We start from the raw sequence: 15,669 nt of genomic DNA on the forward strand, positions 1-15,669 counted from the left end.
GGTTTTAATCCTCATCCTCATCTTCAGCTCCAACCAAATCTTGCTCCCAGTCGTCTGCGTCTTGGTCAATTTCTGCGGCTGCATCGTCAGGCTTGCGGTCTTGACTCAACTGGTTAATCAGAGAGAGAACACGGGTGCCGCGCTCAATAGAGCGATCTTCGACAAAAATCACTTCTGGGGTGCGTCGCAGCCGAACCCGCTGTCCTAGTTCGCTACGAACATAGCCTGTCGCTGACTTCAGCCCCGCCATTGTCTCCTCTCTCGCTTCATCGCTGCCATAAATGCTGACGAAGACTTTGGCATGCTGCAAATCGCCCGATACGTCTACGTCGGTGACGCTGACCATACCCGTACCCACTCGGTCATCTTTAATGCCAGAGAGGAGCATTTGGCTGACTTCTCGTTTAATTAATTCTGAAACGCGAGAGACGCGACGACTAGTAGCCATAACAAACCTGCTCTTTAACTCGAAAGCGAGACGTACATTTTACTGCGTCCGTACTCGAAACATGAGCCTCGTGTCAGGGCAGATGTTCGGTACAGACTTCTAATTTAGGCAGGGGTTGAGCAGTCAACCTCTCTCCAGAGAAATGAAGTGCTTATGCAGGGCTTAGTCCTAGCATGGCCCGGAGCGTCAGACTGAGAAAGACCAAGCCTGCGACGAAGATGCCTGTCAAGGCGATCGCGGTGGTGGGCTTCTTAAAAAGAGGGATTAAAGGTCTGACAGCATTTAGGAAGACTCCCAAACCAATACTGATGAAGTAGGTGGGGTAGCGAGATACGTTAACCAAAAAGTCTCTCATGGCTTTGATCTAGTAGCGGGTTTCAAAGTTGAAGCTTGCCCAGGTGCTAAGTCCGACTTTTATTTTAATGCCATAAGTAGTTTCTCTAGGGCTGAAGTGACAAGCTGCAAGATTTCTCTACAACGTCTAGAACGTTTAGGTTAGGGTTTTACCATCAGACCGCAGACAATTCAGCAGGAAGGCCATACACTAAGTATAAAAACTTAAGCAGCATGGATGATTTAGATACACGGGAATGGCTACTAACGAATGGATTAGGTAGCTTTGCCAGTGGAACCGTTTGTGATGCTCATACTCGCACCTATCATGGTTGGCTATTTGCCGCCCTCGATCCGCCTAGCCAACGCACGCTCCTCCTTTCTCACATTGAAGCAAGTTTGGAGATTGCGGGACAGGTCTTTGCCTTAGGCACGCATTATTGGTTAAACGATGCCATTGCTCCTCAGGGCTTTAGACTTTTGCGATCTTTTACGGTGGACCCTGTTCCAACTTGGGTTTGGGGAGACTTTCCTGGGCAACTCACCCGCCGATTGATCTTGCCCTATGGCTGGGTAAGCGATCGCGACTCCACGTCATCTCTTGCCCAGAATAATACGTCATCTTGCTTTAGACACCAAACTTTGATCCAATACAGCTATGCAGGCAGTGAGGTAGCAACACTAAGATTGCGGCCTTTGATTGGCGATCGCGATTTTCACCATCAACAACGAGCTGAACCGGAGGTCCGTTTTTCCCAAATTGTGGGGCCACAACAACTGCTGTTGCAAGCGATTCGGCCTGGTATGGTAGGCACACCGTGGCATCTACGCTGGACGCAAGGCAACTATGAACCCGATGGCCTCTGGTACTGGAACTACCACTACCCAGCAGAAACTCAACGCGGACTAGCCGACTACGAAGACCTCTACAGCCCTGGGTATTTGACTGCGGTTCTGCAACCCGGTGATCAGTTAACTCTAGAGGCTAGCGTCGGTTGGCCAGAATCAGAGCTGCCTTTGCTCAATCACTCCTTGTTCACAGTAGCCATTCAAGCCGAGCAACAGCGATTGGCCCACGACTTTGCTGCGGTTCTACCTGCGTCTGCTCGAGCTCTAACCTGCACTCCCCCAGAAAAACCGCCTGAGTTAAAACCTAGCGATGCGAGTCATTTATGGCATCAATTACTCCGGGCAGGCGACCAATTTTTGGTGTATCGCGCTTCGATTACAGGCCCAACTGTGATTGCTGGATATCCCTGGTTTAACGATTGGGGACGGGACACGCTGATTGCCCTACCAGGGTTAGCCTTGGCAACGCAACGTTTTGACTTAGCCAAAGGCTTATTGCAAACTTTTGGGCACTATTGCCACTTGGGTCTGATTCCGAACGCCTTTCCCGACGTGGGTGTGCAGCCTTCCTACAACAGCATTGATGCTGCTTTGTGGTGGATTGAAATTCTTGGTCTTTATCTGGAAGCAACCGCAGACTGGGAATTCTTGGCGCAACAATACCCAGTGGTGCAAAAAATCTACAAAGCTTTTATTGCAGGTACACTCTACAACATCCGGGTGGATGCCGCGGATGGCCTCGTCACCTGGGATGCTCCCGGCGTGGCCCTCACCTGGATGGATGCGGTAGTTGAGGGTAAGCCGATTACGCCTCGGCGGGGCAAGCCGATAGAAATCAATGCTTTGTGGTACTCAGCTCTGCGCTGGGCGAGCCAGTGGGCTGAACGCTTAGATAAAGAGGCTGTTACTAATCCTGAGACGTTGGTTAACCAAGCTCGACGCTACCGCCAACATGCCGATCAGGTCCAAGCGTCGCTGCAGCAGTTTTGGAATCGCGAGCAGCAATACTTTTACGACACCATTGAACCGGACGATCGCCCAGACCCCAAAATCCGTCCCAATGCAGTTCTGGCGTTGTCTCTGCACCACTGCGGCTTTCCAGCAGAACAAGCGCGTCAGGTGTTGCAAGTGGCTCGCGATCGCCTACTCACTCCCTATGGCTTACGCAGCCTCGACCCTGCTGATCCTGACTACGTGGGGTACTATCTGGGTCAACCAGGAGGTGTGGCACCCCAACCGATTCGTGATTGTGCTTACCATCAAGGCACCGTTTGGAGCTGGTTAATTGGTCCTTTTGTGCGAGCTTGGGAACGCTTCTTCGACACCCAGGACAGCGAACCCTTACCTTTTGACTGGCAACCATTGCTTGATCACCTGCAACAACAAGCTTGCCTCGGTTCGATTTCCGAAATTTTTGATGGCGATGCCCCTCACAATCCCCAAGGGGCGATCGCCCAAGCTTGGTCAGTCGCAGAAGTGATCCGCCACTGGCCAGGTCGAGAATAGCTACGCTGTTTTAGCGATCGCTGCTGGAACTTGGGACTTCAGGTAGGCCAGAAATTGGCTCAATTCGTTGTTAGTCAGCTTTGAGCGAGTCTCCTTACCTGCAAACTGCTGCTTGAGATAGTTACGGCCCTGAAGCTCAGTCCAGCCCAAACGCTTCATCTCGTGAGTAGTTTCCTGCATCAACCGCTCGCGACCCACCGGACCCTCTGCGATCGGCGTAGGCTCCCCGCTCCAACCGTTCTCCAAAGCAAACTTAGCGGCTCTGCCATCGCCTTTTCCCTGCATGTAGCGGATAAAGGATTCTTTGCCTTGCCGCCCCTTTTGCTCATCGAGGTAAGCACACAGGCCAAACTGCTCGGCTGCATCTTTGAAGGCGTTACGAAAAGCGCGCACAGGTGGTGTCCCAATGATTTTGGCTTTACCGCGATCGTTCATCTCTGGAAAGGTTTTGTCGTCGCCAATGCCAGTGCGCGTGACCCCACAGATAGTAAGTTCGCAGCGAATCACGGTATAGTCGCCTGTCGTAATCGGGTCGCTATATTGGCTACTCCATTCCCCAGGGCAGACCGCATTGAGCCGTTGCGTAATAATTTGGTGCGGCACAAAAAACCAACGTCCGCCTCCGGGCAAGTCTCGCTCTTTGTGCTCTTCTGGCAGAAACCACGCTTGCAGTTGCGGCAGAATTTCTTCGAGTTTCATAGGTTTGGGGTGCAATAACTAGATGCCTGAAGTCAGGCGGGAACTTGAATCAAAATCTCTACCTTCTATTGTCTCCAATAGAACGGGCGATCGCCTAGGGGAAATCACGACTCGGTGAAGATGAGCCGGAACCCATCAGAAACTTGGCTAAACTAAGCTTAGAGTTGCCACCGCTGCCATGACTTATGCGCCTAACTTGGGCACGCCAGAAGATGCACTAGAGGATGTTATATTTCCCCCCAGTGACTTGCTGAGTGATGAGCCACCCTTGGAAAGCTATTTGCATTTGCAACAACTCCTGCTGCTGTTAAAGTGCCTGGATTGGTGCTGGCACCAGGGAGGACTAACAGCCCGCGACGATTATTTTGCGGCAGGCAATCTCACCATTTATTACAGCCCTCGCCAGCGCAAGTCCGAGCAATTCCGGGGGCCAGATTTCTTTGTCGTGCTTGGCACAGAGCGGAAGCCTCGGAAAAGTTGGGTAGTTTGGGAAGAAGACGGCAAATATCCCAACATCATCGTGGAGCTGCTATCGCCCTCTACTGCTGATACCGACCGAGGGTTGAAAAAGCAAATTTATCAAGATATTTTTCGGACCCCAGACTATTTCTGGTTCGACCCGGAACGCCTGGAATTTGCTGGTTTTCACCTGGTAGATGGCCGCTATGAACCTCTAGAACCTAATTCTCAAGGTTTGCTCTGGAGTCAGCAATTACAGCTATTTTTGGGCATTCATAAAGCTCAGTTGCGCTTCTTTACGGCTGAAGGCCAGCTAGTACCCACGCCAGAAGAATCGGCGGAGGCGGAACGACAGCGAGCTGGACATGCGTGGCAGCGGGCTGAACAAGAACAGCAAAGAGCCGATCGCTTGGCCGAGAAATTACGAGAATTAGGCGTAGATCCTTCAGAGATTTAGCAGAGCGATCGACCAAGCATGAGCTAACTTGAGACTAAAGCATTCCAGGAGAAAATTCATGGTTGCTGAAGTTCAAGAGTTTGATGCTAAGGCCTTTGTCAAAGTACGGGCCTCTCTGGATGCAAGGGAACAAAGCTGGTTAACTTGGGCAGGATCAATTTATGCCTTTATTCCCGGAGAGAAACGGCAACGCCTATTCAAAATGGTGGGTATGAGCGTCAGCCGCTGTATACCAGCAGAGCAGGAGGGAGTCTGGGACTTTGTCTCACGAGAACTGACTTATTACCTCGACCCTCACACCAACGAGATTTTGCATCAATGGCACAATCCTTGGACGGGTGAAACATTGCCTGTAATGCATGTCGCTAACAACCCGGTGCAAGGTTACTTTCAAGGTCAGTTTCCAGCCCAAGTGGATGGTGAAATTGCCACCTTCGTATTTGATTTGTTCCCAACTTATCCCAACCCTCTAGCGGGAGACGATCGGTTTCGGGACTACAGCCCTCAAGCTATCTATCAAGCGGCGGAACTGTTCAAACTTACGGTGCCTTTGGCAGAGCTGCTCAATCCTGAACTCAATTCGGTTTCTCAATTGCACCTCGGCTGGGATCGCATTGGGCCTTGGCTACCCTGGATGAAGATGGGCGATCGCCCTGGTCAGCTCATTTACAGTGCTTACGGTAGCAAGGTAGGTGGCTTGGCTGAGTTGCCACCACAGCTACAGTCAGAGATCAACACTAGAGTTCCCGCTTACCAATCAGCTCCTCAATCTCCTCAAGATGAGTCAGATGTAACTTCTTGGATCTACTTCAAACAGCACTTTGCCGACTATTTAGCAGGAGTCACCTTTCCGATTTCAGAATGAGAAACTGCACCCGGTTTAATCATCATGAAACAAGTGATTCGCCGCATTGGTTTATGGTTGGTACTCTCCCTCTTCTTCGCCTCTGTTGTCCATGCCGCTCCACTAGATACTGCGCTTGACCAAGGAAGGGTAACAGAGGCAGTCCCTCTAATTGAACAAACTTGGGAAAAGCAATACGAAGATTACTTTCGCGTCAATTTTCCAGACCCAACTATTACGGCGGCAGATGTAGCCAAAACCCTGAGTCAACTAGCAACGCAAACAGGCCAAAAGCCAGCTCTGATCTATGTTGTGCCCAGAGCCAAACAACTAGAACTGGTGCTCATTAGCCCTGGTCAACCCCCAGTGCAAAAACGCGTTGCAGCGGCTCCTGCTTCGGTGTTGTTGCCTAAGGTCAAGCAGTTTAGCCTAGCGATCACCGACCCCCGCCTCAAGCCTAGCAATCAGTACTTGCCAGCCGCACAGCAACTCTATGAATGGATGCTCTCGCCGTTAGAAGCAGAGTTGGCTGCTCAAAAAATCGACACGCTGATCTTTTGCTTAGGGGTAGGGCTGCGCACATTACCCTTGTCAGCGCTACATGATGGGCAGCAGTTTCTAGCCGAGAAGTACAGTCTGTCTCGGATTCCTGCTTTTACTTTGACGGATACTCTCTACAGCGATATCCGTAGGGCACCTGTTTTAGCGATGGGCGCTTCTAGCTTTAAGGAGCATATCCCTTTGCCAAGCGTTCCCGTAGAGTTATTCTTGGTGGCTCGCAATACTAAATCTCGGCGATTTTTTCTCAATCAAGACTTCACTTTGGCGAATTTGCAGCGCCAACGCACCAGTCAAGCTTTCAAAATTATTCACTTGGCGACTCACGCTGACTTTCAACCAGGATCTCCTCGCCATTCCTATATCCAGTTGTGGGATGACAAGTTGCAGCTGAACGAAATGCAGCAGTTGCGTTGGCAAAATCCATCAGTGGAGTTGTTGGTGCTGAGCGCTTGCAAAACGGCAATTGGCGATCGCAATGCGGAGTTGGGGTTTGCGGGGTTGGCAGTGCAGGCGGGGGTAAAGTCGGCGATCGCAAGTTTGTGGTATGTCAGCGATAGGGGGACTTTAAGCTTGATGAGTGAGTTTTATCGCCAACTACAAACGGCTCCAATTAAGGCGGAGGCTTTGCGACAGGTGCAAATTTCGCTATTGCGGAAGCAGGTGCGGATTGAAAACGGGCAGTTGCGGAGTTCTAGGGGACCGTTTTCGCTGCCTCCAGAACTGGCAGGGCAGAATGAGGATCTCTCGCATCCTTACTATTGGGCGGCGTTTACGGTGGTGGGGAGTCCTTGGTAGGTTGGGGGTGTTTGGGGTATAGCGAAGTCTGTTGAATTCGAGCCTATGGGGGCACTCGCCCCCAAACCCCCACTGAGGGACGGTTGCGTCCCCCAGGCCCCCTCCAAACGAAGCTGATGGTTGGGTGTTTCGAGTTTGGGGCCGTTACTTTTTAGCGTCTGATTCCTCACCCTTCACTCTTCCTTTTTCATCCTTCCTACTTCATCCCTCATCCTTCCCCACCCACTAATGTCCAAAAGTAACCATCAGGAGCAGTAAAGGAGAAGCTGGGTTCACCAAATTCGTTGGGGATGATGGCTGTGATTTGTTGAGCGGAACTGGATTGGATGCGATCGCACATTGCTTGAAGTCCTTGGACGCGGTAGGTGTAGAGGGACATGCCGAGGCTTCCGGGTTGGGCGTGGGTGTAGCGATCGCTCAGTGGGATGGATTCGGGGAAGCGGATGATATAGAGTCTACCGGAGCGGGCGGCTTGCAGGTCTGTGGCGGAGGAGCGGGGTTCGTCGAAGGCGGTGACGAGGAAGTGTTCTCCGGGTGCTAGGTCAAAGATTTGGCGTCCGGCAGGTGAGCTTTCGTAGCTGGTTTCGACATCGTCGCGGACTCGCACTAAGCCGAGCACGTCTTCGTAAAATTTGAGGCTGGTTTTGCTGTCGTCTTGAATCACCAGTCCCATGTGAGTAAACTGGCTGGTTTGGAAGCGGGCATGTTCGTGGATGGTGCCGTAGTGGGGCAGGCTGTAGCCGAATCGCTGAAACAAGACTTGGCGGGCTAGAGGTTGCAGCAGCAGCATTTCGCGCACGCCGATCGCATCGCTAGTGAAAGGCTGACTTTTGCGATCTTTGTTATAAATGACTTCCCAGTGCGGCTGGATGTAGCGGATGGGCCATCCTGCAATAGCCGCTTCTTCGGCATGGTTCCACAGAGTGAGGGCATCAGCGGTCATGGTTGTGGCCCAGCGATTGCCTTTCACCTTCATAGAATCTAAACCCAAGCCTTCATTGGTGGGATGATCCCAGTGCATTAAACGAATCAGGCCATGATCGGCGTTTTGGTGGTGCAATCGCAGCGATCGCACCGCTGAATTCACGCCGTACAATTGCTGAGCGGTTTCTGCCGTTAACTCGCCAATTTGCCCAATTTGATAGCCAAATTGCTCCCAGTACTGAATCGGGGCTAGTGGGTCCACTACACCGATACAAACTTCGTAGATGCCTGCAACAATTTGGGGTTGGCTGGAAATCATCGAAAATGCCACCAACGAAATTGAAGTGTATAGGCAGCATATTCTAATCTAGCCTGCTAGATTGGCAATGCCCGTTATCTCATCCACGCCACAAGTGGCTTTATGGTAAAAAAACTGTTTTCGCTTGGTCTATTAGTCTTTATCCCTATTTCCATTGCGGCAGAACAACTGCACTGGGGATCACTAGCTGTGTTTATCACCTCAGCGATCGCGATCGTTCCGTTAGCAATTTGGTTGAGTACAGCCACCGAGGAAGTCGCTGTCATCACTGGCCCCTCCATTGGTGGGTTATTAAACGCCGTTTTTGGCAACGCCACCGAGTTGATTATTGCCTTGGTTGCACTCCGGGCAGGTCTGATTGATATTGTGAAAGCCAGCATCACAGGAACCATCATCAGTAACCTGCTTTTGGTGATGGGCCTATCGATGTTTTTGGGTGGTTTGCGCTACAAAGAGCAAGACTTTCAACCGATTGTGGCGCGGGTCAATGGTTCATCCATGACCCTAGCAGTGACCGCACTCGTCTTACCTGCTGTTGTGCTCTACACCTCGGATGGCGTTGAACCAACGGCGATGACCAACCTTTCCCTCACCGTCGCCGCAGTTCTGATCATTGTTTACGGCTTAACTTTGTTGTTTTCTCTTAAAACCCATAGTTATCTCTATGAAGTCGGGCTATCAGATTTGGAAGAATCAACAGCTGCCCAAACTTCGCACTCCGAGGCAACTACGCACAAACCCAGCCTACCGCTCTGGATTGGAGTCCTGATCATAGCCACGCTGGGAGTCGCCTTTGAGTCAGAATTGTTTGTCGGCGTCGTCGAGGAAGCTACCGCAGGCTTAGGACTGACCCCCCTCTTTACTGGCGTTATTCTGTTGCCCCTAGTAGGTGGTGCCGCAGAATATGTGACTGCCGTTCGCGTCGCCATCAAAAACAACATGGACCTGTCCGTCTCCGTCGCCATGGGGTCCAGCCTGCTAGTCGCCCTGCTAGTCGCCCCCATCTTAGTCCTCGTCGGACAAATCATCGGCCAACCCATGGACCTCAGTTTCAACCCCTTTGAAATCGTCGCCGTCGCGATCGCTGTCGTCGTCGCCAACCTAATCAGCCTAGACGGACGCTCTAACTGGCTAGAAGGCGCACTCTTGCTCGCAACCTACACCGTGTTAGGCGCAGCTTTTTACTTCCATCCAGCGTAGGGAAGGGATGAAGGAGGAAGGATGAGGGATGAAAAGTGAAGACACAGAGAAAGGATAAGGAGCCAGAAGTTAGAAACTAAGAAGCAACAACCCCAAGTATCGAAGCACTCACACTTAGATTCGTTTGGAGGGGGTCTGGGGGACGCAACCGTCCCTCAGCGGGGGTTTGGGGGCGAGTGCCCCCAAGGCTCGGATTTAACTAAATTGATAAACTAGCGATCGCCCGCTCCACCGCCTGCAAAGCCAAATTCACCTCCGCCTCACTCACAATCAACGGTGGCACCCACCGCAGCACCTTCGGCCCCGCCGGAACCAACAACAACCCCTCCGCCATTGCCGCCTTCACAATATCGCCCGCTGTTAACGCCACCTCTGGCTGCAACACCAAGCCATTGATCAAGCCCCAACCGCGCACCTCAGCGAGCAAGGTGGGATAACGCTGAGCGATCGCCTCTAACCCAGCCCGCAATTGCTCTCCCCTAGCTTGAACATTCGCCAGCAAGTTTTCCTGCTCCAGCGTGTGGCAGACACTCAAAGACACCCCACAGACAAACGGATTGCCGCCAAAAGTGCTGGCATGATCGCCCGCTTCAAACACATCGCAGAAAGTTTTACACAGCAGCGCCCCAATCGGAATGCCACCCCCCAAACCTTTAGCAGAAGTAAAGACATCCGGTTCAATCCCCAGGTTCTCGTAGCCCCAGAGCTTGCCAGAGCGGCCCATACCGACTTGCACTTCATCCAGCATCAACAAAATACCTGTCTGGTCACAAATTTCGCGAATTCGCTGGAAGTAAGCGACATCGCCCGGATTTACGCCGCCTTCGCCTTGCAACGGCTCCAGCAGAATTGCTGCCACTCGCCGCTCTTGGCTGTCTAACTCCGCGATCGCTGCTTCTAGCGCTGCCAAATCGTTGTAAGGCACATAGTGGAACCCTGGCACCAGCGGATTAAAGTTCTTCTGGTACTTAGGCTGACCTGTAGCCGTAATCGCCGCTAAGGTGCGTCCGTGGAAACTGGCATGGGCGGTGATGATCACCGGATCGCTAATATTCAGAACCGTGTGAGCATACTTACGAGCTAGCTTGATCGCTCCTTCATTGGCTTCCGCGCCAGAGTTACAGAAAAAGGCGCGATCGGCGCAGGAATGCTCCACTAACCACTTGGCCAATTCACCTTGCTGCGGAATGTAGTAGAGATTGGAGACGTGATGGAGAGTTTGGATTTGCTGCGTTACAGCGGCCACCAAAGCGGGGTGAGCATGACCCAAGGTACAGGTGGCAATTCCAGCCACAAAGTCTAGATACTCTCGGCCTTCTGTGTCCCAAACGCGGCAACCCAATCCTCGCTCTAACGCCAAGGGAAAACGCCCGTAGGTGGTCATGACATATTCATCAAACTCAGCTGCATTAAAGGGAGCAGCTGCTGGCTCTACAGGAAGATGTGGGACTAGCGTTTCTGGGCTCACAGACTTAATCCTTGTACGAGTACTAAACTGCGAAAAACTGGTCAGACTCCTAGATTAATCGAATTTTGCGAAAACCTGTGCAGCTTCCAGGCAGAGTTTATTCAAGGTTTCTTAACGACTAAACTTTGGACTGAACTATAGGGCAACTTCAGCTTGCTCAATCAATCTTGTCGTTTGCAACTACCTCTTTCCCAAGCCATGCACTTGAGCCAACTGACTGGATTTTCTGGAAACATATCTTTATTGCTGATCACTTCCAATCAAGGGCAAGTTGCAGCCTTAGTTCCCACGCTGATTATTCTGTTGCTCGTCGCCACGGTCGTTGCCTTGTTGTCGCGACGATTTCGGATTCCCTATGTGACTGGGTTGGTATTGGCAGGACTGGCGATCGCGGAATTTTTGCCCAATCGCATCGGCCTGGATTCTTCCCTGATTCTGAATTTGTTTCTGCCAATTCTGTTGTTTGAAGCAGCGATCAACACTGATATCAGTCGTCTGCGGAGTCTGATAAAGCCGATTGTGTTGTTAGCAGGACCCGGTGTGGTGATCGCATCGGGGATCACAGCCATCATCCTGAAATTTGGTTTAGAACTCGCCTGGATTCCAGCCCTCCTGCTTGGCGTGATTCTAGCGATCACCGATACGGTTTCGGTCATTGCTGTGTTTAAGGAAGTTCCAGTTCCAGCACGGCTTTCCACCATCGTCGAAGGAGAGAGCTTATTCAACGACGGCATCGCTCTCGTTTTATTCAGCTTAATTTTGAAGGTTTATGAAACGGGCTCCGTCACTGTAGGCGAAAGTATTCAAGAACTAATCGTGGTGATTGTGGGGGGTTCTTTAGTCGGGGCGGCTTTAGGGTACTTAAGCACTGAGTTATTTGTGCGCTCAGATGACCCACTCAGCAGCATTTTGCTCACTGTAGCCGTGGCGCTCGGAGCCTTTCAGCTTTCCCAGTTGATTGCCGTCTCCGGGGTGGTAGCAGTGGTCGTGGCGGGTTTAATTCTCGGTAACTTGGGCTTGTCGCGGGGGGTGTCTGCATCTAGCCGGATCACGCTGTTGAGTTTCTGGGACTACGCGGGATTCGGAGTCAATACCTTTATCTTTTTGCTAATTGGCTTGGAAATTGATTTACCCGTGCTGTGGCGGACGCTGCCTGCGGTGTTGCTAGGAGTCCTCGCCTACCAAGTCGGGCGATCGCTCTGTGTGTACCCTTTGCTAGCAGTCGTGGGTTGGTTCGATCGTGCTGTGCCGTTACGCTGGCAACATGTGCTGTTTCTCGGCAATATCAAAGGGTCGTTGTCGATGGCCTTAGCGCTCAGCTTGCCAGCCAGCTTACCCGGGCGCGGCGAATTAATTGTGTTGGTGTTTGGGGCAGTGTTGCTGTCGTTGGTGGTGCAAGGATTGGGCTTACCTTGGGTCGTTCGGCAGTTGCAACTGTCTCAAATCTCCGATGCAGGCCAACAGGTGGAAGAGTTACAGGCGCAGCTCATTGCTGCCAAAGCAGCTCAAGACGAGCTGGATGGTTTACTCAAAACTGGAGTGTTGCCCCGCTCTATCTTTGAAGAAATGCGCTCTGGCTATCAGGTGCGCGTGGTCTCGGCAGAGAAAACTCTACGCGACTTGTTCAACCGCCGCATTGATACTGCCAATGTGGGCAATGGAGCGGCAGAAACCTTTGGCGATCGCATCAAGCTCGATGCCATCCGCAGACGCTTACTTTTGGTAGAAAAAGGCGCACTCAATGATGCGTTGCGGAAACGGGTTTTGTCTGAAGTGATCGTGCGATCGCGTTTGCGCCAGATTGATGAGCAATTATTAAAGCTAGAAGACGATTAAGAAGCTTTATCTAAGATTTTGCTTGAGGTGGTTCTACCTTAGCTTTTTGAGGGCCGAGTCAATGGCTGACTTCATTCGCCCTCAATAGCGACCACCCCTAGCAAATAACTACTTATTTCTGCACTTTAGAAGGCTCTTGACTACTAGGTGGAGTTGGCAAAATGGATTTCACCTGACCATCAGAAGGCTGAGATAATTTAGCACCAGTTTGATAAGGAATGGCAAATTCGGGTTTCATAAGTAATAAGGGTGTTTGTTATTAGATATTTCAGGTTTCATGTTAGTAGTTTGAGCCCCCAGATTTTCTCTATCTCAAGCATTGTGATGCAAGGCTAACTCCATGTAGGAGTTCCACCTCATGACATATCTCCTTCAAAAGGCTTTTGTATCAAGTGCAGCCCTGCACAAAATCAATCACCTCATGCAGGGTTCCTGGCTTAGTGACAATCAAAATGGTTGATCCGGGTTCTAACACGGTGCTGCCGTTGGGGATTTTCAGCGAGGTTTGCGGGTGGGTTTGATAGCCAATGATCAAAGATCCGGTCGGAAAGCGTTGATCTTGCGCCACTTCTGCCACACTGCGCCCGACCACATGACATTGGTTGGGAATCGCTAGCTTTAATACTTCAATCTGGCCTTGCTCAAAGTGCATGATCGATTCCACCTCTGGATATTCGATCGCATTCACCATTGTCGATACCGCTAGCTCGATCGCATTGATCACATGCGTCGCTCCAGCAATGCGGTAGGGTTCACCAAAGTCTCGATGCCGCATCCGCACCATGATTTGCGGCACCCCGTAATGCTTACCTAAAGTAGCCATTGCCAAATTCAGGGCATCATCCCGTAAGACCGCAGCCAAAGCATCGGCTTTGCGAATTCCCGCTTCCAGCAAAACTTCTGTGCTGACAGCACTGCCTTCAAAAGCCATGACTCCCACTTGCTCGCGGGCGTAGCGGCAAGCCACTGGGTCAATGTCTATCACCGCCACCGTATGTCCTAAATCCACCAATCTCTGGGCCAAGTTAAGCCCGATTAGCCCTGCTCCCCCAATCAGTACGTACATTGCTTTCCCTTGATGAAGGCCCCTTGCTTTACTTTACAAGTTGTCAACAACTCGCGGCTGTACCACGAGTCACCTGTCCTAGAGAGAGGAGCTCGCAACGTTTTTGCACCACACCCCTCGATCGCGGGTATTCTGCAAACAGAGACCCTTTAGCGTTGCTATGTGAATCCCGATAACCTCTTTAACTCTCAAGCCACCATTGAGCAAAGATATCGACGCATCAAAGCTGAATTGATCGGCGGCGCGATCGCTCTCATGGGAGTGTTTCTGATTGGCACGGTTTGGTATTGCTGGGTTGAGGGGTGGCGCTGGCTGGATGCTGCCTACATGACCGTGATCACCCTAGCGACCGTTGGCTTTATGGAAGTCCATGAGCTGGGCGATCGCGGACGGTTATTTACTATCATCTTGATTTTGATGGGAGTGGTGGCGATCGGCTATATCGTCAATCGGTTCACAGAAGCATTGATTCAAGGGTACTTTCAAGCAGGACTGCGGTTACAGCAGCGACGGCGCATCATGGAATCACTGACACAACACTATATTCTCTGTGGCTTTGGGCGAACGGGTCGTCAGATTGCCTTGGAGTTTAAGGCCGAGGGCATCCCCTTTATTGCCATTGATTCTGATCTGGCGGAGGTGCACGAAGCGCAGGAGCTAGGCTATGTGGCCATTCAAGGCGATGCCACGCTCGACGAGGTACTAACTGGGGTGGGGATTGAGCGAGCCGTTTGTTTGGTAGCAGCTTTGCCTTCCGATGCCGAGAATCTCTACACCGTGCTTTCGGCCAAAACTCTGAATCCGCAAGTCCGGGCGATCGCCAGAGCCAGCACCGAAGAAGCCCTCAAAAAGCTACAACGAGGGGGTGCAGATGCCGTCGTATCGCCTTACATCACGGGCGGTAAACGCATGGCCGCCGCTGCCCTCAGACCTCAGGTGATGGATTTTGTCGATGGTATTTTGACTGGGACAGACCGAGCATTCTACATGGAGGAGTGTTTGCTAGAGCCAGGCACTTGCCCCTATGTCGGCCAAACTCTACGCGAAGCTCGTCTGCGATCGCAAACCGGAGCCTTAGTGCTAGCGATTCGTCGGGCCGACGGTAGCTTGATTGCAGGTCCCACTGCCGACACCACCTTGATGACCGGAGATGTGCTCATTTCTATGGGAACCGCCGAGCAACTGCGCGAACTCAATCAAGTCCTGGGTCCAATTCGCCACCGCGTGCCCCGCCTCCCCAAGCACACCTAAGGTGCGGTTAAAGCATGACCACATTGAGCACAAAAGCGATCGCTGAGGCTAACTGCTTTGCCACACTGCGAGCAGAAGCGCTGGGCTGATTCGGTGGAGGAAGGTGCGGGAGCGGGAGCAGGAGTTAAAGGAGTTGAAGTGACGGGAGGGGTGCCAATCTGCATTTGCAGATTGCCCATTCGCATCTGCATGGGTTCTAGCTGCATTTGCATATCTCCCATCTGCATAGGTGGCATAGACGGCAGCGGCGACATCGGTGGCAGGGGTGATAGCGGAGAGATCGGCAGCATGGGTGGCATAGATGATGCCGCAGCAGCACCAGTATTGGTTCCAGCCACTGGTTGGAGTGGTAAAGTTTCTGCCCCTGTCAAGCTGGGTGGCGCAGTCAACAGATTGAGCCTGCCCCCTGCCAATTGCACAAAGAACTGGCCTTGAGCCGATTCAATCCGCAAGATCCAGCCAGCCGGAGTTCGGAATAAGGTGGGCGGCACCACCCAATGACCTGTGGTGAGGCTAGTCCACTGACTCTGCTGCTGACTAGAACTGGCGCTGGTCAAGGCGATCGCAGTTTGGGTTCCTACGTTCTCGACCTGGAGTTGCTCGGTACTGCTGAGATTGCCAATGTAAGCCATAGAAAGATTAAGCATGGCGATC

The 15,669-nt window shown here is 51.9% G+C and carries 15 protein-coding genes; 7 read left to right on the top strand and 8 right to left on the bottom strand.

Annotated features, from left to right (window positions below):
• Positions 1 to 4: 4 nt before the first annotated feature.
• Both rbfA and H6F72_RS11360 read right to left on the bottom strand, forming a co-directional pair.
• Positions 5 to 448: a 30S ribosome-binding factor RbfA gene (gene rbfA, locus H6F72_RS11355; protein ID WP_190434892.1), complete on the bottom strand. Its 444-nt coding sequence runs from the start codon at positions 446 to 448 to the stop codon at positions 5 to 7.
• Between the two features lie 151 nt (positions 449 to 599).
• Positions 600 to 791 (bottom strand): DUF751 family protein, encoded by a 192-nt coding sequence (locus tag H6F72_RS11360; protein ID WP_370527484.1) that lies wholly within the window; start codon positions 789 to 791, stop codon positions 600 to 602.
• Between the two features lie 224 nt (positions 792 to 1,015).
• On the opposite strand from H6F72_RS11360, the gene H6F72_RS11365 reads away from it, so the two are divergent.
• On the top strand, positions 1,016 to 3,136 hold the full coding sequence (locus H6F72_RS11365; RefSeq protein WP_190434899.1) for an amylo-alpha-1,6-glucosidase: 2,121 nt from the start codon (positions 1,016 to 1,018) through the stop codon (positions 3,134 to 3,136).
• Here the strand turns inward: H6F72_RS11365 and H6F72_RS11370 are convergent, their stop codons facing one another.
• Positions 3,137 to 3,835, bottom strand: coding sequence for a hypothetical protein (locus H6F72_RS11370; protein WP_190434903.1), 699 nt, complete (start codon positions 3,833 to 3,835; stop codon positions 3,137 to 3,139). It abuts the gene before it with no gap.
• Between the two features lie 178 nt (positions 3,836 to 4,013).
• Between H6F72_RS11370 and H6F72_RS11375 the strand changes: the two genes are divergently transcribed.
• Genes H6F72_RS11375 through H6F72_RS11385 form a run of 3 tightly spaced genes read left to right on the top strand, consistent with a single transcriptional unit; the run spans position 4,014 to position 6,951 of the window.
• Positions 4,014 to 4,751: a Uma2 family endonuclease gene (locus H6F72_RS11375; protein WP_190434906.1), complete on the top strand. Its 738-nt coding sequence runs from the start codon at positions 4,014 to 4,016 to the stop codon at positions 4,749 to 4,751.
• A 58-nt stretch (positions 4,752 to 4,809) separates the two neighbouring features.
• The gene (locus H6F72_RS11380; protein WP_190434908.1) at positions 4,810 to 5,616 is read left to right on the top strand and encodes a DUF1838 domain-containing protein; all 807 of its coding nucleotides are present in this window, start codon (positions 4,810 to 4,812) and stop codon (positions 5,614 to 5,616) included.
• A gap of 24 nt (positions 5,617 to 5,640) precedes the next feature.
• Positions 5,641 to 6,951 carry a CHAT domain-containing protein gene (locus H6F72_RS11385; RefSeq protein WP_190434913.1) on the top strand — a complete coding sequence of 437 codons (1,311 nt, stop codon included), beginning with the start codon at positions 5,641 to 5,643 and terminating at the stop codon, positions 6,949 to 6,951.
• A 208-nt stretch (positions 6,952 to 7,159) separates the two neighbouring features.
• Here H6F72_RS11385 and H6F72_RS11390 read toward each other — a convergent pair whose 3' ends face one another.
• Positions 7,160 to 8,194: a VOC family protein gene (locus H6F72_RS11390; protein ID WP_190434915.1), complete on the bottom strand. Its 1,035-nt coding sequence runs from the start codon at positions 8,192 to 8,194 to the stop codon at positions 7,160 to 7,162.
• A gap of 102 nt (positions 8,195 to 8,296) precedes the next feature.
• Between H6F72_RS11390 and cax the strand changes: the two genes are divergently transcribed.
• Positions 8,297 to 9,394, top strand: coding sequence for a calcium/proton exchanger (gene cax / locus H6F72_RS11395; protein ID WP_190434919.1), 1,098 nt, complete (start codon positions 8,297 to 8,299; stop codon positions 9,392 to 9,394).
• A 199-nt stretch (positions 9,395 to 9,593) separates the two neighbouring features.
• Here cax and H6F72_RS11400 read toward each other — a convergent pair whose 3' ends face one another.
• Positions 9,594 to 10,862 carry an acetylornithine/succinylornithine family transaminase gene (locus tag H6F72_RS11400; protein ID WP_190434921.1) on the bottom strand — a complete coding sequence of 423 codons (1,269 nt, stop codon included), beginning with the start codon at positions 10,860 to 10,862 and terminating at the stop codon, positions 9,594 to 9,596.
• Positions 10,863 to 11,015: 153 nt separating this feature from the next.
• On the opposite strand from H6F72_RS11400, the gene H6F72_RS11405 reads away from it, so the two are divergent.
• On the top strand, positions 11,016 to 12,698 hold the full coding sequence (locus H6F72_RS11405; RefSeq protein WP_242016884.1) for a sodium:proton antiporter: 1,683 nt from the start codon (positions 11,016 to 11,018) through the stop codon (positions 12,696 to 12,698).
• A gap of 112 nt (positions 12,699 to 12,810) precedes the next feature.
• Here the strand turns inward: H6F72_RS11405 and H6F72_RS30730 are convergent, their stop codons facing one another.
• Both H6F72_RS30730 and H6F72_RS11410 read right to left on the bottom strand, forming a co-directional pair.
• Complete coding sequence (locus H6F72_RS30730; protein WP_255525014.1) at positions 12,811 to 12,936, bottom strand: hypothetical protein; 126 nt, start codon at positions 12,934 to 12,936, stop codon at positions 12,811 to 12,813.
• 150 nt (positions 12,937 to 13,086) lie between these two features.
• Entirely contained in the window at positions 13,087 to 13,764 is a 678-nt protein-coding gene (locus H6F72_RS11410; RefSeq protein WP_190434922.1) for a TrkA family potassium uptake protein, read from the bottom strand.
• Positions 13,765 to 13,926: 162 nt separating this feature from the next.
• Here H6F72_RS11410 and H6F72_RS11415 point away from each other — a divergent pair, with 162 nt between their 5' ends.
• Positions 13,927 to 15,015, top strand: coding sequence for a potassium channel protein (locus tag H6F72_RS11415; protein WP_348228299.1), 1,089 nt, complete (start codon positions 13,927 to 13,929; stop codon positions 15,013 to 15,015).
• On the opposite strand, the gene H6F72_RS11420 is transcribed toward H6F72_RS11415, so the two are convergent.
• Positions 15,012 to 15,662 (bottom strand): zinc ribbon domain-containing protein, encoded by a 651-nt coding sequence (locus H6F72_RS11420; protein WP_190434927.1) that lies wholly within the window; start codon positions 15,660 to 15,662, stop codon positions 15,012 to 15,014. The two genes, H6F72_RS11415 and H6F72_RS11420, sit on opposite strands and share 4 nt — an antisense overlap.
• Positions 15,663 to 15,669 lie beyond the last annotated feature (7 nt).

This window comes from Trichocoleus sp. FACHB-46 (genome assembly GCF_014695385.1).
In the GTDB taxonomy this organism is placed as follows: domain Bacteria; phylum Cyanobacteriota; class Cyanobacteriia; order FACHB-46; family FACHB-46; genus Trichocoleus.

Excerpts from the sequence above, each read along its gene's own strand:
- cax (WP_190434919.1), top strand. The coding sequence starts at position 8,297 with ATGGTAAAAAAACTGTTTTCGCTTGGTCTATTAGTCTTTATCCCTATT.
- rbfA (WP_190434892.1), bottom strand. The coding sequence starts at position 448 with ATGGCTACTAGTCGTCGCGTCTCTCGCGTTTCAGAATTAATTAAACGA.
- H6F72_RS11375 (WP_190434906.1), top strand. The coding sequence starts at position 4,014 with ATGACTTATGCGCCTAACTTGGGCACGCCAGAAGATGCACTAGAGGAT.
- H6F72_RS11420 (WP_190434927.1), bottom strand. The coding sequence starts at position 15,662 with ATGCTTAATCTTTCTATGGCTTACATTGGCAATCTCAGCAGTACCGAG.
- H6F72_RS11410 (WP_190434922.1), bottom strand. The coding sequence starts at position 13,764 with ATGTACGTACTGATTGGGGGAGCAGGGCTAATCGGGCTTAACTTGGCC.
- H6F72_RS11370 (WP_190434903.1), bottom strand. The coding sequence starts at position 3,835 with ATGAAACTCGAAGAAATTCTGCCGCAACTGCAAGCGTGGTTTCTGCCA.
- H6F72_RS30730 (WP_255525014.1), bottom strand. The coding sequence starts at position 12,936 with ATGAAACCCGAATTTGCCATTCCTTATCAAACTGGTGCTAAATTATCT.
- H6F72_RS11385 (WP_190434913.1), top strand. The coding sequence starts at position 5,641 with ATGAAACAAGTGATTCGCCGCATTGGTTTATGGTTGGTACTCTCCCTC.
- H6F72_RS11365 (WP_190434899.1), top strand. The coding sequence starts at position 1,016 with ATGGATGATTTAGATACACGGGAATGGCTACTAACGAATGGATTAGGT.
- H6F72_RS11380 (WP_190434908.1), top strand. The coding sequence starts at position 4,810 with ATGGTTGCTGAAGTTCAAGAGTTTGATGCTAAGGCCTTTGTCAAAGTA.
- H6F72_RS11390 (WP_190434915.1), bottom strand. The coding sequence starts at position 8,194 with ATGATTTCCAGCCAACCCCAAATTGTTGCAGGCATCTACGAAGTTTGT.